At 67.1% G+C, this 15,634-nt stretch carries 12 protein-coding genes; all 12 read left to right on the top strand.

Annotated elements, in window-relative coordinates; genetic code table 11:
* Positions 1-113: 113 nt before the first annotated feature.
* The 12 genes from J2X34_RS26260 to fadD32 all read left to right on the top strand — a co-directional run bounded on the left by J2X34_RS26260 (position 114) and on the right by fadD32 (position 15,591).
* A complete protein-coding gene (locus J2X34_RS26260; protein ID WP_114724127.1) occupies positions 114-755 on the top strand; it encodes a MerR family transcriptional regulator in 642 nt (213 codons plus the stop codon).
* 82 nt (positions 756-837) lie between these two features.
* Complete coding sequence (glf, locus tag J2X34_RS26265) at positions 838-2,058, top strand: UDP-galactopyranose mutase (protein ID WP_114724126.1); 1,221 nt, start codon at positions 838-840, stop codon at positions 2,056-2,058.
* Positions 2,055-3,905, top strand: coding sequence for a glycosyltransferase (locus J2X34_RS26270; protein WP_114724125.1), 1,851 nt, complete (start codon positions 2,055-2,057; stop codon positions 3,903-3,905). The genes glf and J2X34_RS26270 overlap by 4 nt, the downstream gene beginning before the upstream one ends.
* Positions 3,889-4,404, top strand: a complete 516-nt coding sequence (locus J2X34_RS26275; protein WP_114724124.1) for a phosphatase PAP2 family protein — start codon at positions 3,889-3,891, stop codon at positions 4,402-4,404. The genes J2X34_RS26270 and J2X34_RS26275 overlap by 17 nt, the downstream gene beginning before the upstream one ends.
* Positions 4,401-5,306: a decaprenyl-phosphate phosphoribosyltransferase gene (locus J2X34_RS26280; RefSeq protein WP_114724123.1), complete on the top strand. Its 906-nt coding sequence runs from the start codon at positions 4,401-4,403 to the stop codon at positions 5,304-5,306. Before J2X34_RS26275 ends, J2X34_RS26280 begins: the two co-directional genes overlap by 4 nt.
* Positions 5,284-7,200: a flagellar motor control protein ZomB gene (gene zomB / locus J2X34_RS26285; protein ID WP_114724122.1), complete on the top strand. Its 1,917-nt coding sequence runs from the start codon at positions 5,284-5,286 to the stop codon at positions 7,198-7,200. The genes J2X34_RS26280 and zomB overlap by 23 nt, the downstream gene beginning before the upstream one ends.
* Before the next feature lie 290 nt (positions 7,201-7,490).
* On the top strand, positions 7,491-8,489 hold the full coding sequence (locus J2X34_RS26290; RefSeq protein WP_114724121.1) for an alpha/beta hydrolase: 999 nt from the start codon (positions 7,491-7,493) through the stop codon (positions 8,487-8,489).
* 194 nt (positions 8,490-8,683) lie between these two features.
* Positions 8,684-10,570: an alpha/beta hydrolase-fold protein gene (locus J2X34_RS26295; RefSeq protein WP_114724120.1), complete on the top strand. Its 1,887-nt coding sequence runs from the start codon at positions 8,684-8,686 to the stop codon at positions 10,568-10,570.
* 133 nt (positions 10,571-10,703) lie between these two features.
* Entirely contained in the window at positions 10,704-11,270 is a 567-nt protein-coding gene (locus J2X34_RS26300; RefSeq protein ID WP_114724119.1) for a DUF732 domain-containing protein, read from the top strand.
* A gap of 6 nt (positions 11,271-11,276) precedes the next feature.
* Positions 11,277-12,269 (top strand): cutinase family protein, encoded by a 993-nt coding sequence (locus tag J2X34_RS26305; RefSeq protein ID WP_429520158.1) that lies wholly within the window; start codon positions 11,277-11,279, stop codon positions 12,267-12,269.
* A gap of 186 nt (positions 12,270-12,455) precedes the next feature.
* Complete coding sequence (locus tag J2X34_RS26310) at positions 12,456-13,457, top strand: LLM class F420-dependent oxidoreductase (protein WP_114724117.1); 1,002 nt, start codon at positions 12,456-12,458, stop codon at positions 13,455-13,457.
* 238 nt (positions 13,458-13,695) lie between these two features.
* Positions 13,696-15,591: a long-chain-fatty-acid--AMP ligase FadD32 gene (gene fadD32, locus J2X34_RS26315; protein ID WP_174907487.1), complete on the top strand. Its 1,896-nt coding sequence runs from the start codon at positions 13,696-13,698 to the stop codon at positions 15,589-15,591.
* Positions 15,592-15,634: the final 43 nt, after the last annotated feature.

Here is a 15,634-nt window from a genome sequence, read left to right on the forward strand (position 1 = left end):
AATCAGCAACTCTCCGTGGATCCTGCCCGATTTCTGTTTTCCGCTCGACCTTGACGTCGCGTCAACCTGCACGCTGGAAGGACCGACGAAGATCGAGGTCGAGGAGGTGCGACGTGAACCGACCCGGAGAGTGGTCCATCCAGCAGTTGGCGCGGATCACCGGAACCACGAGCCGGACGTTGCGGCACTACGGCAGCCTGGGCCTGCTCGAGCCGAGCCGCATCGGGGCCAACGGGTACCGCTTCTATGACCAGGCCGCGCTTGTGCGGCTGCAGCGGATCCTGCTGCTGCGTGAACTGGGGCTGGGGCTCGCCGCGATCGCCGACGTGCTCGGCGGCGAGACCGACGCCGTCACGGCACTGGGCACCCACCTCGACCTGCTCGAGCAGGAACAGGCTCGACTGCAACGTCAGATCGCGTCGGTGCGCACGACCCTGGACAAGACGAGGAGAGGTGAGCCACTGATGGCCGAGGAGATGTTCGACGGATTCGATCACACCCGATACAAGGACGAGGTGATCGAGCGGTGGGGAGAGCAGGCGTACCGGAGCAGCGACGCCTGGTGGCGCGCGCTGCCGGACGCGGACAAGAACAGCTTCCAGCAGGAGCAACTCGACATAGCCGCCGACGAGTTCGCGGGCCTGGCCCAGATGTATGTGGCTGACCCCCGGTTCGCGGCGAACTACGACCGGCACGGCGAGGGGACCGCGTCATTCGTCAGCGACGCGATGCTCGCGTTCGCGCTCGACCTGTAGGCGCTGCGCGCCCGTGGGCCTTTTCGGTGGTTCGCGCCACCGGAAAGGCGCACAGGCGGCGGAGTCGCCTACCCTGTTTTCCGTGACTGCCCAAAACGCGCCCGCACCGTCCGTAGGTCAGTACGACCTGATCGTCGTCGGATCCGGATTCTTCGGTCTGACGATCGCCGAGAGGGCTGCGACGCAGCTAGGCAAGCGCGTGCTCGTCGTCGAGCGCCGCCACCACCTCGGCGGCAACGCGTACTCGGAGGCCGATCCCGAAACCGGGATCGAGATCCACAAGTACGGCGCGCACCTGTTCCACACGTCGAACAAGCGGGTCTGGGACTACGTCACCCAGTTCACCGAGTTCACCGGCTACCAGCACCGCGTCTTCGCGATGCACAAGGGCCAGGCCTACCAGTTCCCGATGGGCCTCGGGCTGGTGTCGCAGTTCTTCGGCCGCTACTTCTCGCCGGCCGAGGCGCGTGCGCTCATCGCCGAGCAGGCCGCCGAGTTCGACAGCAAGGACGCGAAGAACTTCGAGGAGAAGGCGATCAGCCTCATCGGTCGCCCGCTGTACGAGGCGTTCATGAAGGCGTACACCGCCAAGCAGTGGCAGACCGACCCGAAGAACCTCCCAGCCGGCAACATCACCCGCCTGCCGGTGCGGTACACGTTCGACAACCGCTATTTCAACGACACCTACGAGGGTCTGCCGGTCGACGGCTACACCGCGTGGCTCGAGAACATGGCGAAGGACCCCAAGATCGAGGTCCGGCTGAACACGGACTGGTTCGACGTCCGCGACGACCTGCGCGCCGCCAACCCCGACGCCCCCGTCGTGTACACCGGCCCGCTGGACCTGTACTTCGACTACTCCGAGGGCGAGCTGGGCTGGCGCACCCTCGACTTCGAGACCGAGGTGCTGAGCGACTGCGGTGACTTCCAGGGCACCCCGGTCATGAACTACAACGACGCCGACGTGCCGTTCACCCGCATCCACGAGTTCCGCCACTTCCACCCGGAACGGGACTACCCCAAGGACAAGACGGTCATCATGCGCGAGTTCTCGCGCTTCGCGGAGAGCGGCGACGAGCCGTACTACCCGATCAACACCCCCGAGGACCGCGCGAAGCTCGAGGCCTACCGCGACCGCGCGAAGTCCGAGACGGCCAACGCGAAGGTCCTGTTCGGCGGGCGCCTCGGTACCTACCAGTACCTGGACATGCACATGGCGATCGCGAGCGCGCTGTCGATGTTCGACAACACGCTGCGTCCGCACCTCGAGTCCGGTGAGCCGCTGGCCGGAGACCAGGCGTGAGCGCGCTGCTGCAGCGGGTCCTGCTCCCGCGCGCCGGTGAACCGCTCGACGTCCGCAGCCTCTACACCGAGGAATCCGAGACCAACGCGCGCCGCGCGCACGCCACGTCGCGCACGTCGGTCTCGATCGGTGCCGAGTCCGAGGTGTCGTTCTGCAGCTACTTCAACGCGTTCCCCGCGAGCTACTGGCGGCGGTGGACCGTCCTCGAATCCGTCGTGCTGCGGCTCGAACTGTCCGGGCACTGCCGGGTCGACGTCTACCGATCGAAGGCGGACGGGTCCCGAATCCACGTGGAGGGCAAGGAGTTCCGCGAAGGAGTTCTCGAGTTCGACATCGATCTCGGCCCGTTCGAGGACGGCGGCTGGATCTGGTTCGACATCACCACCGACGCCGAGGTGGAACTGCGCAGCGCCGGTTGGTACGCGCCGGTCGACGCCCCGGGTGAGGGCCGCGTCGCGGTGGGAATCCCCACCTTCAACCGCCCCACCGACGCGGTCAAGGCGCTCACCGCGCTGGCGTCCGATCCCCTCGTTCTCGAAGTGATCGACGCCGTGATCATGCCCGACCAGGGCACCCGCAAGGTGCGCGACGAGCCGGGCTTCGCCGAGGCCGCCGCCATCCTCGGCGACAAGCTCACGATTCACGACCAGGGCAACCTCGGTGGCTCCGGCGGCTACAGCCGCATCATGTACGAGGCCCTGAAGAACACCGACAGCCCGTACATCCTGTTCATGGACGACGACATCGAAATCGAGCCGGACTCGGTCCTGCGCGCGCTCGCGATGTCGCGGTTCGCCAAGAGCCCCATGCTCGTCGGCGGCCAGATGCTCAACCTGCAGGAACGAAGCCACCTGCACACGATGGGCGAGGTGATCGACCGCTCCGTCACGATGTGGACGGGTGCGCCGAACGCCGAGTACGACCACGATTTCTCCCAGTACCCGCTGAGCGACCGCGAGAACTCGAAGAACCTGCACCGGCGCATCGACGTCGACGGCAACGGCTGGTGGATGTGCATGATCCCCCGCGTCTGCGCCGAGGAGATCGGTCTCCCGATGCCGCTGTTCATCAAGTGGGACGACTGGGAGTACGCGCTGCGCGCCCAGCGTGCCGGCTACCCGACGGCCACGGTGCCCGGTATCGCGATCTGGCACATGGCGTGGAGCGACAAGGACGACGCCATCGACTGGCAGGCGTACTTCCACCTGAGGAATCGCCTCGTCGTCGCGGCGCTGCACATGCCCGACAGCATCAACGGGCTGGTGCTGCACACGGTCAAGGCCACCGCCAAGCACCTGCTGTGCCTCGAGTACTCCACGGTCGCGATCCAGAACCTCGCGATCCAGGACTTCCTCGCTGGGCCCGAGCACGTCGCCGACCTGCTGCCCACCGCGCTGGGCACCGTCCACGCGCTGCGCAAGGAATACCCCGACGCCGTGGTGCTGCCGTCCTCGACGAGCCTGCCGCTCCCGTCCCGCGAGGACGTGGGCAACGTCAGCCTCCCGACCAACAAGGTGGCCATCGCCACCCGCCTGGTCAAGGGCCTGGTGCACAACGTCAAGAAGTCCAAGCCCGAGCACCTCGAGCAGCCGCAGCTGAACGTGCCGACGCTCGACGCCCGCTGGTTCCTGCTGTCGCAGGTGGACGGTGTCACCGTCACCACCGCCGACGGTCGCGGCGTCGTCTACCGCAAGCGCGACCCCAAGGTCGCGGCGCGGCTGCTCAAGGAATCGCTGCGTCTGCGGCGCGAGCTCGCCGAGCGGTTCCCGGAACTCGCGCGCGAGTACCAGGCCGCCGCGCCGGAGCTGACCAGCAAGGAGAGGTGGGAACGTGTCTTCGGCATCTGAGGTCCGGATCCTGCAGACCGTGCAGGCCACGATCGGGTCCAGGCCCCAGGTGATCCGCGCGGCGCGCGGGCTGTCGCACTTCGGTGAGCACGCGCTCGGCTGGGTGGCCGTCGCCGGTGTCGGTGCGGCACTGGACAAGCCGCGACGTCGGCGCTGGGCAGGCGTCGCGGTCGGCGCGGTCGGCGCGCACGCGGCGTCGATCGTCATCAAGCGAGTCGTCCGCCGTCCCCGGCCGAACGACCCGTCCGTCCAGATCAACGTGTCGACGCCGAGCAAGTTGAGCTTCCCGTCCTCGCACGCGACATCCACCACGGCGGCGGCGGTGCTGCTCGGTCGACTCACCGGGCTACCCTTGCCTGCGGTACTGGTCCCGCCGATGCTGCTCTCGCGCCTGGTTCTCGGGGTGCACTACCCGACCGACGTGCTCGCGGGGTCGGCACTCGGCGCCGTGTCCGCAGCAGCAGTGCTGCGGGCCGAGCAGAAGTTTGGAGTGAAATGAGCGAGGAGCCGGCGGTCGTCACCGGACCCCCGAAGACGCTGGCCGGAGGCATCGTCAAGGCCGTCCGTCCGCGCCAATGGGTCAAGAACGTGCTCGTGCTGGCGGCCCCGCTGGCCGCCGGGTCCGTCACACAGGGCGACGTCCTGCTGCCGGTCGCGATCGCGTTCGTCGTGTTCTGCATGGCGGCGTCGGGCATCTATCTCGTCAACGACGCGATGGACGTCGAGGCCGATCGGGCACACCCCACCAAGCGGTTCCGGCCCATCGCGGCCGGCGTGCTGCCGGTCAACATGGCCTACGGCATGGCCGTCGTCCTGCTCGCCGGTTCGATCCTCCTGTCGTTCGTCGCGAACTGGCAGCTCGCGGTCGTCATGGCCGTGTACATCGGGATCCAGCTGGCGTACTGCTTCGGCCTCAAACACCAGGCCGTCCTCGACATCTGCATCGTCTCGTCGGGCTTCCTACTGCGCGCGATCGCCGGTGGTGTGGCCGCCGAGATTCCGCTGTCGCAGTGGTTCCTGCTGATCATGGCGTTCGGATCGCTGTTCATGGCGGCCGGCAAGCGATACGCCGAGCTCCAGCTGGCGGAGCGCACCGGCGCGAAGATCCGCAAGTCCCTCGAGTACTACACCGGCACCTACCTGCGGTTCGTGTGGACGCTGTCGGCGACGGCTGTCGTGATCTGCTACGGGCTGTGGGCCTTCGAGCAGGATCGCGCGAACGACACCAACCTGTTCGCGATCTCGATGGTGCCCTTCACGATCGCTATCCTGCGATACGCAGTGGACGTCGACGGTGGCGAGGCGGGCGAGCCCGAAGAGATTGCGCTTGGTGACCGAGTGCTCCAGTTCCTCGCGATTGCCTGGATCGGAGTAGTAGGTGTCGCTCTCTACCTCATCTGAGCCGACACGCACCACCGACGAACCCGTAGTTGATCGGAGCCCCCAGGGCAACCGCATCAGCCGCGCCGTGTTCGTCGGTGGTGTCGTCGTCACGGCAATCCTTTTCGCCTGGGGTGCGTGGCAGCGACGGTGGATCGCCGACGACGGGCTGATCGTGCTGCGCACGGTCCGGAATCTGCTCGCCGGCAACGGTCCCGTCTTCAACGCGGGGGAGCGCGTCGAGGCCAACACCAGCACGCTGTGGACGTACGTCGTCTACGCCTTCGGCTGGATCACGCAGGCCCGGCTCGAGTACGTCGTGTTGACGATCGCCCTGGTCATGTCGGTCGGTGCGATCGTGCTGGCAATGTTCACCGCCCGGCGTCTCTACGCGCCGACCATGTCGGCATCGGGCAGCACGATGGTGCTTCTGCCCGCCGGAGTCCTCGTCTACATCGCCCTGCCCCCGGCCCGGGATTTCGCGACCTCCGGTCTGGAAACCTGCCTGGTCATCTTCTGGATCGCCCTGCTGGCGCTGCTGCTCGTGCGATGGGCGCAGGCTGCCGACCCGTCCCGCGCCTCGGTCCTCACACTGGCGTTCGTCGCCGGGCTGAGTCCGCTGGTGCGTCCCGAGATGGCGATCCTCGGCGCCCTCGCCCTCCTCATGGTTCTCCTCTCGACCGGAATGGACTGGCGCTCGAGGACCGCGGTCGTCGTCGTGGCGGGCCTGGTGCCGGTGGCCTATCAGATCTTCCGCATGGGCTACTACGGTCTGCCGTACCCGAACACGGCGGTGACGAAGGAAGCCGGCGGTTCCGAATGGAGCCAGGGCTTCACCTACCTCGGCAACCTGGTCGGGCCGTATCTGTTGTGGCTTCCACTGCTTCTGCTCGGCGTCGGTGCCGGGCTCGTCTGGTGCCTGACCCGGTCCACCCGCACCGCTGAGATCGCGGTTTCCGCGCCGTCGCGGGTACTCCGATTCCGCGGTTGGCTGCGCAGCACCCGTGGGGTCGTGGCCTTCATCCTGGTCGGCGGAGCCCTGTTGGCGGCGTACGCCATTCGCGTCGGCGGCGACTTCATGCACGGACGCACCCTGCTGCCGGCCCTCTTCTGCCTGCTGCTGCCGGTCGCCGTCGTCCCGATCCGCGTGCCGCGGGCAGGGGACCGGCAGGACCGGCGGGCGATGATCCTCAGTGCCGGATCGCTCGCGGTCTGGGTCGGCATCGTGGGGTGGGCCGCATGGGCCGCCAGCCTCGTCGGCATGCCGAACGGCACCGTTGTCGGCAGGAGCGGCATCGTCGACGAGCGAGCGTTCTACTCGCTCAACACCGGCCACAAGCACCCGATCCGTGCCGAGGACTACCTCGACTTCCCGCGGGTACGCGCGATCGTCGAGACGATCGCGGACACCCCGGACGGTGGTTTGTTGATGTCCTCCGGCGCCCAAGATTTCATGTGGGTGGTTCCGCCTCCGGTGCCGATCCCGCCGGGCGGCGCCGGCCACACGGTGTTCTTCCCGATGCTCGGAATGGCGGCGATGAACGTCCCGCTGGACGTTCGTGTGGTCGACAACATCGGACTGGCGAACCCCATCGCCGCGCACACGGATCGACTTGCCGACGGACGCATCGGCCACGACAAGGACCTGCTCCCGGACTGGCTCGTCGCCGACACGGGGATGGTGCCAGTGCATCCGTGGTTGCCGCCGTTCATCGACGAGCGCTGGGTGGCGGATGCTCGAACGGCGCTGACCTGCCCGCAGACCCAGGATCTGCTCACGTCCTATCGCTCGGATCTCACGTGGGCCCGGTTCAAACAGAACCTCCGACGGTCCTTCGAGTTCGCCGACTATCGGATCGACCGCATCCCGGCGTACGAGATCCAGAGGTGTGGGCTCGGAACTCCGACGTCGTGAGGGTTCACCCGGGTCGAAGTGTCTCGTTTGCGTAACGCTACGCTGCGACGGATCGATCCAATCACGTGACGAGCGGCACACGAGGAGACCCCTCGCCGTTGCATTGAGTGCCATTTGTGTCAACGCAAACCGTGACATAAAGTCCACCGAGCGCAGTGTGACTTGGATGAGGTCCGCTACCGGCCTTGTCGAAAGCGGGCCGGTAAATGCCTTGTTTCCCGACGGAATCCGACGGTGCCCACTCTCCTGAGCGGGGCGCCGCAGACGAAGACGAAGAGAGAGCAGTATCCATGCGTTTTGATCGACAAAGGTTGACCCGGCGCTTCAAGCAGCGGGTGATGGCGCTCGGTGCTGCCGCCCTGGTGCTGCCTCTCGCGGCCGGAATCGCGGGCGGTGCAGTCGCAACTGCCGCTCCGGCGCGCGCCGTTGCTCCCGCGGGCGGATACGAAGAGCTCTCGGTGCCTTCGTCGATGGGGCCGGTCAAGGTGCAGGTCCAGTGGGCCGCCCGTGGTGGCGACGCCGCTCTCTACCTGCTCGACGGTCTTCGTGCTCGTGATGACGCCAACGCGTGGACCTTCGAGACCAACGCACTCGACCAGTTCCGCCTCGACGACGTCACCCTGGTGATGCCGGTCGGCGGCCAGTCCAGCTTCTACACGGACTGGTACGCGCCCAGCAACTTCAACGGGCAGCAGATCACCTACAAGTGGGAGACGTTCCTGACCAAGGAACTTCCGGCCTACCTCGCGACCCGCGGTGTCTCGCGCAGCAACAACGCCGTCCTCGGACTGTCGATGGGTGGCTCGGCCGCACTGACGCTGGCCGCGTACCACCGGGACCAGTTCAAGTTCGCCGGGTCGCTCTCCGGGTACCTGCACATCTCGGCGCCCGGCATGCGTGAGGCGATCCGCGTCGCAATGCTCGACGCCGGCCGCTTCAACGTCGACTCGATGTGGGGCCCGCCGTGGAGCCCCAACTGGCTGCGCAACGACCCGTTCGTGTTCGCGCCGAAGCTCGAGGGCCTGTCGATGTACATCTCGGCGGCGAGCGGTCTGCCCGGCAAGTACGACAAGCCGCGCAAGGCCATCGACTACTACAACGCGGCGAATGCGATGGGCCTCGAGGCGCTGTCGCTGGCGAACACCCGCGCGTTCCAGCTGCGCCTGGCCACGCTGAAGATCCCGGCCACCTACAGCTTCCCGGCGAACGGCACCCACGCATGGGGCTACTGGTCGGACGAACTGTGGAAGGCCCGCGGTCAGATCCTCGACGCGCTCGGCGCTCGGTGACCGCAACCATGACCTGAACCGACATGCCATCCTCCACGCCCTCGGGCGCGGGGGATGGCATGTCGCATTCTGTAACGACAAATTCACTATCCCACCAGCGCGGCAACCCCACTTCGAAGGTCCTTCCGTGTAGTAAGGAAGCGATGTTCTGGCCCAGTTGGGGGCGTCCGCCACGACGAAGGAGAGTTGTCCCGATGCGATTAGGTCTCGAGCGGCCACAGCGCCGCGAAGGAGCCGGGGGAGGTTGGCGCAAGCGGGCGCTCGGCTTCGCCGCGGCCGCGCTCGTGCTGCCGATCGCGGCGGGCCTGACGTCGGGTGGCACCGCTGTCGCCCAGTCGATCGGCTCCCCCGAGGCGCCCTCGACCATGCAGTCCGGGGTGCCGGGCACCGTCCAGCGCGTCGACTGGCTCACGGATCGTCGGGTCGCGGTGTGGGTCAATTCGCCGTCGATGGGCGTCCCGATCCAGGTGCAGCTGCTGCTCGCACGGGACTGGAATGCCAAGCCGGACGCCAAGTTCCCCGCCGTCTTCATGCTCGACGGCATGCGTGCGCGCGACGACGAGAACGGCTGGACGCTCGACACCGACGCCGAGGCGTTCTTCGCTGACAAGAACGTCAACGTGGTGCTGCCGATCGGCGGCAACTCCAGCTTCTACGCCGACTGGCTCGACCAGAACAACGGTCACAACTACCAGTGGGAGACGTTCCTCACCAAGGAACTCCCGCCGATCCTCGAGGGCCAGTGGCGGACCACGCAGACGCGTGGTGTCGTCGGCCTGTCGATGGGCGGCACGTCCGCGATGATGCTCTCGGCGCGCAACCAGGGCTTCTTCAAGTTCGCCGGTTCGTTGTCGGGCATCCTGACGACCACGACGCTCGGTATGCCGCAGGCCATCTCGTACGCGATCAACGACGCCGGCGGATTCGACGCCGACGCGATGTGGGGCAACCCCACCAACGACGCGTGGGCCGCGCACGATCCGTACCTGCTGGCCGACAAGCTCAAGGGCGTCAGCCTCTACATCTCCAGCGGTAGCGGAACGACGGGTCCCTACGACCAGCCGTCCGGCATCCCGGGCATCAGCACCAACTACGCGGGCATGGGTCTCGAGATCCTGTCGCGCCTCACGTCGCAGACGTTCACGACCAAGCTGCGCAAGCTGAACATCCCCGCAACCGTGAACTACCGTCCGTCGGGCACGCATTCGTGGCCGTACTGGGAGTTCGAGCTGCACCAGCTGTGGCCGCAGCTCGCCAACTCGCTCGGCGTCGAGGTCGACAAGCCGGCCTGCGGTCCGAGCGGTGCCATCGCGCCGGTCGCGAACGGCAACAAGTGGATCGGCGACTGCCTCACCGGTGAGTACTCCGTGCCCGGCGGTGTGGCGCAGGACTACCGCTTCGGTCGGATCTTCCACTCGGGTAGCGGTACATACCCGGTCGCGGGACGCATCGGTGGTGCGTACCAGGGTGCCGGCGGACCGGCCGGTGACCTCGGAATGCCGACGACCCCCGAGATCGTGCTGGCCGACGGCCGCGGGCGTCTGAACCATTTCCAGAACGGTTCGGTCTACTGGACGCCGCAGACCGGCGCGCACGCGGTGAGCGGTCCGATCCGGGACACCTGGTCCAAGCTGGGCTGGGAGACCGGTGGACTGGGCTACCCGACTGACGACGCGGTCAAGATCCCGGGCAAGGAAGGCCTGATCCAGAGCTTCGAGGGCGGTGCCGTCTACTGGACCCCGCAGACCGGAGCGAACGCGGTTCAGGGCCTGATCATGAAGAAGTACGGCGAACTGAACTGGGAGAACGGCTGGCTCGGCCTGCCGCTGACCAACGAGGTTCCCGTCAAGGACGGCGGTCGCTTCAACCGGTTCCAGAACGGCAACATCTACTGGAGCCCCGCCAGCGGCGCATGGTCGGTCAAGAACGGCCCGATCTTCGACGCCTGGAAGGGCGAGAACTACGAGAACGGCCGTCTCGGCTTCCCGATCGGTGACCAGCGAGACATCCCGGGTGGTGTCGAGCAGAACTTCCAGCATGGTGTCATCACCATCAAGGACGGCAAGGCAGCGATCCGCTGACCTGTAGCTGACCACGTGCGGGCGGTGACCGGATCAGACGATCCGGTCACCGCCCGTGCCGCATCTGTAGCCTGTTTCAAGAGTCTGTACCGGTACGTACACCGATACGACCCAAGTCAACGCAAGGACTGATATGCACTTCTTACGCACTCGTTCCGCGCTGGCCCGCACTGTGGCCGTCGGCGCTATGACGCTCGCTGCCGGCAGCCTGCTGGTCGCCTGTGGCGACGACGACACGACGGCGACGGGCAGCCCCACCACCACGACGGCGGCGGCGTCCACCACGTCCAAGGCGCCCTCCGGTGGCGGCGCGTCGGCGGCCCCGGCGGCTCCGGAGCAGACTCCCGCACAGGGATCGGGCGGCGGTGCCACCCAGCCGGTCGAGGAGCCGCAGGCAGTGCCGAGCGGCTTCCCCGGCCCGACCGAGGTGCCGATCTCCCCGCGCGGAGAGGCCTTCCTCAACGGGCTGAAGAAGGAGGGCATCACGCCCGCCTCCGACGGCTTCATCGCGGTCTCGACGGCCGACTACATCTGTGCTGCCGGCGAGCAGGGCAGCTCGGACGCGGAGATCGCCACGTTCGTCACCGCCGCCGTCGGCAGTGAGGCGAGCGCGGCCGGTCAGGAGCTGACACCGGAGCAGGCCGGGAAGAACGCCCAGGTCTACATCCGTGTCGCGCAGGCCGAGTACTGCAGCAAGTAGCAATCGATGACTGTGAGCGGACGCGGGACGCGTAAGTCGGGGAAGAATCGGGGACGTAGGCGCTTCGGGATCGTCGCCATCGTGGCGGCGCTCCTCGTGCTGGTCCTCGTGCTGTTGGCGATCTGGTATCTGCTGGCGGGGCGCGTGCCCTCGCCGGTACCGCCGACGCCTCCGGGGCCGACGCCGCCCAGCGCGCAACCGGCCGACTGCCCGGATGTCCAGGTGATCTCGGTTCCGGGTACGTGGGAGTCGAGTATCGGCGACGACCCGCACAACCCGACCGCGAATCCCGCGTCGCTCATGCTCAACGTCACCCGGCCGCTGCAGGAGAGCTTCTCTCCGCAGCGTGCCGACGTGTACACCGTCCCGTACGTCGCGCAGTTCTCCAATCCGATCGCGCTCCCGCCGGACGGTCAGGAGTCGTACAACAATTCCCGGGCCGCAGGTACCGAGGCCACCATCGACGTCATGGAGCGCCGGTACGCCGGATGCCCGCTCACGACGTACGTGCTGGCGGGCTTCTCGCAGGGCGCGGTCATCGCGGGCGACGTCGCGGCGCGGATCGGGGCCGGCGACGGGCCGGTGCCCGCGGACCTGGTGCTGGGCGTCGGCCTCATCGCGGACGGCCGGCGGGATCCGGCGGCGGCACCCACCGTCGGGCCGCCGGTCGCCGGTGTCGGCGCCGAACTGGCGCTTTCCGGGCTCAAACTCCCCGGCATCACGATGACCGGCCCGCGGCCCGGCGGGTTCGGCGCGCTCTCGGACCGGGCGTTGCAGATCTGCGCGCCCAGCGACGGAATCTGCGATGCCCCTGCCGAAGCGCTCAAGGTCGGAAACTGGCTCAGCAGTGCGTCGCGTCTCGGCGAGTACTACAACAATCCTGTTCACGCGCTGTACAACTCGTTCGTCGTCGACGGAAACGGGACCACCGCGACGCAGTGGATCACGAACTGGGCGACCGAGAAGATCGAAGCGGCTCCGACGCCTGCGCACGAGTAGCGGTTCGCGCCCGGGCGCACCGAGTCGCACCGAGTCGGCGGAAGTGGCTACCTGGCGGTCAGTTGCGCGGTAGTGTCCGTGCTCGCGGCCCGATCACGGGTCGTAGGGGTGGGTCCCTATGCTGATGGGTTGGTGCCCGACGGGCCCAACCATGCTCGCGTGCGTGAAGTGAGGAAGAAGGCTTTGATGAGTTCCACCGACGACTCGGGTATCCGAGTGCCGCGTAAGTTCCGGTTCGCGGCCGGTGGCGAGGGGAACGCCGAGGAAGGCGGTGCCCGTCGATTCGTCAAGCTGGCGCAGAAGGCCGAGGAACTGGGCTACGACAGCTTCATGATCCCGGACCATCTGGGCAACCAGGTCGGACCGATCGCCGCGCTCGGCGCGCTCTCGATCGCCACGGACAAGATCCGGCTGGGCACGGCTGTCCTCGCCAACGGCTTCCGTCATCCCGCGGTCCTCGCGAAGGACGCGGCCACCATCGACGTCCTGTCGGGTGGTCGCCTCGAGCTCGGTATCGGTGCCGGGTGGATGAAGGAAGAGTTCGACAAGGGCGGCATCGAGTACGAACGCCCGGGTGTCCGAATTGCGAAACTCGAAGAGTCCCTGCAGATTCTGGACACGCTGCTGCGTGGCCAGGAGTGCAACTTCGAGGGCGAGCACTACCGGATCAGTGGTCTCAAGGGCAGCCCGCGCCCGCGACAGGGCCCGCGCCCGCCGATCGCGGTCGGTGGCGGTGGACCGAAGATGCTGGCGCTGGCGGCCAAGTACGCCGACATCATCTCCGTGGCCACCCCGACCAATGCGGAGGGCCGGCTGCTGCTGTCGGGCATCACGATGGAGAACACCATCGCCCGCGTCGAGCGGATCCGGGACGCCGCGGGTGATCGCTTCGACGACATCGAGCTGAACTGGACCATCACGATGATCCTCATCACGGATGACCGTGAGCAGGCGGCGGAGATGGCACTGGCGGCCCTCGATCAGGGATTCCCCCCGAACATCGAGGTAGACGTCAAATTGTCGGTCGAGGAGATCCTGAACTCGCCGTACCTGGCGATCGGGTCGTACGACGAGATCGCGGATCAGATCCGTAACGTACGCGAGAAGACGTCGATGTCATATGTGGGTGTGTTCCCGACTCAGATGGAAGCTTTCGCGCCGGTGATCCCATTGCTCCGAGGCGAATAGATCGATGCACATCTGTAACATGTTGCTGGTTTCGAGTCGATGGAGTGACTCGTAGGCATGTCGTCTACGTCCCGAAAGTCGCGAGTGACTACCACTGAACAGGGTAGCCACGAGCGGCGACAAGTAGCAGGCCGGCACCGACCAAGCAGTGAGAAGCAATTGAATCCGCGCGGCGAAGGAAGTCTGGGGCGCAATCATGTCGGTTGATGGTTGTGTGATCGCTTCGACAGGAGAAGGAATGAACGCAATGTTCGACGACTACCTCGACGAACAGGGCCACATCCGGCTCACGCCGGGTCACACGCTGATCGACTATGTCGACGAGCACACGCGCAACAATGCGGGCGAACTGGTGTACCGGTACGTCGACTACTCGCGTGAGCGTGACGGTGAGGCCCACGAGCTGACGTGGGGTCAGTTCGGTCTGCGTCTACGCGCTGTGGCGGCGCGATTGCAGCAGGTCACCGAATTCGGTGACCGCGTCGCGATCCTCGCTCCGCAGGGCCTCGACTACGTCATCTCGTTCTTCGCGGCGATCCATGCCGGCCGTATCGCGGTCCCGCTGTTCGACCCGGACGAGCCCGGCCACACCGACCGACTGCACGCGGTCCTCGGCGACTGCGAGCCGGCCGCGATCCTCACCGCGACGTCGTCCGCTGCAGGTGTGCGCCAGTTCTTCCGCGCGCTGCCCGCCGCGAAGCGCCCCCGGATCATCGCCGTCGATGCGATCCCGGACAGCGTCGGCGACACGTGGGTCCGCCCGGACGTCGGTCTCGACGACATCGCGTACCTGCAGTACACGTCCGGCTCCACCCGCACCCCCGCGGGCGTCGAGATCACGCACCGTGGTGTCGCCACCAACGTGCTGCAGATGGTCGACTCCCTCGGGCTCAGTGAGCACTCGCGTGGCGTCACGTGGCTGCCGCTCTACCACGACATGGGCCTGCTGACCGTGATCCTGCCTGCGCTGGGCGGGCAGTACATCACGATCATGAGCCCCCGCGCGTTCGTGGCGCGTCCGTACCGCTGGATCAAGGAACTCGCGGCGATCGCCGACGGTGCCGGCACGTACGCGGCTGCGCCGAACTTCGCGTTCGAGCACGCCGCGGTGCGCGGTCTGCCGAAGGACGGCGAGCACCTCGACCTGAGCAACGTCATCGGCCTGATCAACGGCAGCGAGCCGGTCACGGTGTCGTCGATGCGCAAGTTCAACGAGGCGTTCGCGCCGTACGGCCTGCCCAAGACGGCGATCAAGCCGTCGTACGGCATGGCGGAGGCCACGCTGTTCGTGTCCACGACGCATCCGTCGGACGAGGCCAAGGTCATGTACGTCGACCGCGACGCGCTCAACAACGGCCGCATGGTCCAGGTCGACCAGGACGCTCCGGGCGCTGTCGCGCAGGTGGCGTGCGGTGCCATCTCGCGCAGCCAGTGGGCCACGATCGTCGATCCCGACACCGCGTCCGAGCGCCCCGACGGCTACGTCGGCGAGATCTGGCTGCACGGCGACAACATCGGCCAGGGCTACTGGGGTCGTGAGCAGGAGACTGCCGAGACCTTCCACAACAAGCTGCTCGAGCGGTTGCCGGAGAACACGCACGCTGCGGGCGCGCCCGACGACGCCAACTGGCTGCGCACCGGCGACTACGGCGTCTTCGTCGACGGCGAGCTGTACATCACCGGTCGCGTCAAGGACCTGGTGATCGTCGACGGTCGCAACCACTACCCGCAGGACCTCGAGTACTCGGCGCAGGAGGCCAGCGCTGCTCTGCGCCCCGGCTTCGTCGCCGCGTTCGCCGTGCCGGCCAACCAGCTTCCGGCGGTCGTGTTCGAGAACTCCCACTCGGGTCTGGAGTTCGACCAGGACGACGCGTCCGAGCAGCTGGTCATCGTCGCGGAACGGGCGCCGGGTGCCGGCAAGGCCGATCCGCAGCCCGTCGCCGACGCGGTCCGTGCCGCCATTTCGTCGCGTCACGGCGTCACCGCGCGTGACGTGCTGCTGGTGCCGGCCGGTTCGATTCCGCGTACGTCCAGCGGCAAGCTGGCGCGCCGGGCCTGCAAGGCGAGCTACATCGAGGGAACGCTGCGTGGCGGTCACGCCCAGACCGCTTTCCCCGATAGCGTTTCCGACTAGTCCTTTCCTGATGGGTAGCTTGGTGATTTGATGGCTGAACACG

Origin of the sequence: Rhodococcus sp. BE178 (assembly GCF_050433545.1) — a bacterium.
In the GTDB taxonomy this organism is placed as follows: domain Bacteria; phylum Actinomycetota; class Actinomycetes; order Mycobacteriales; family Mycobacteriaceae; genus Prescottella.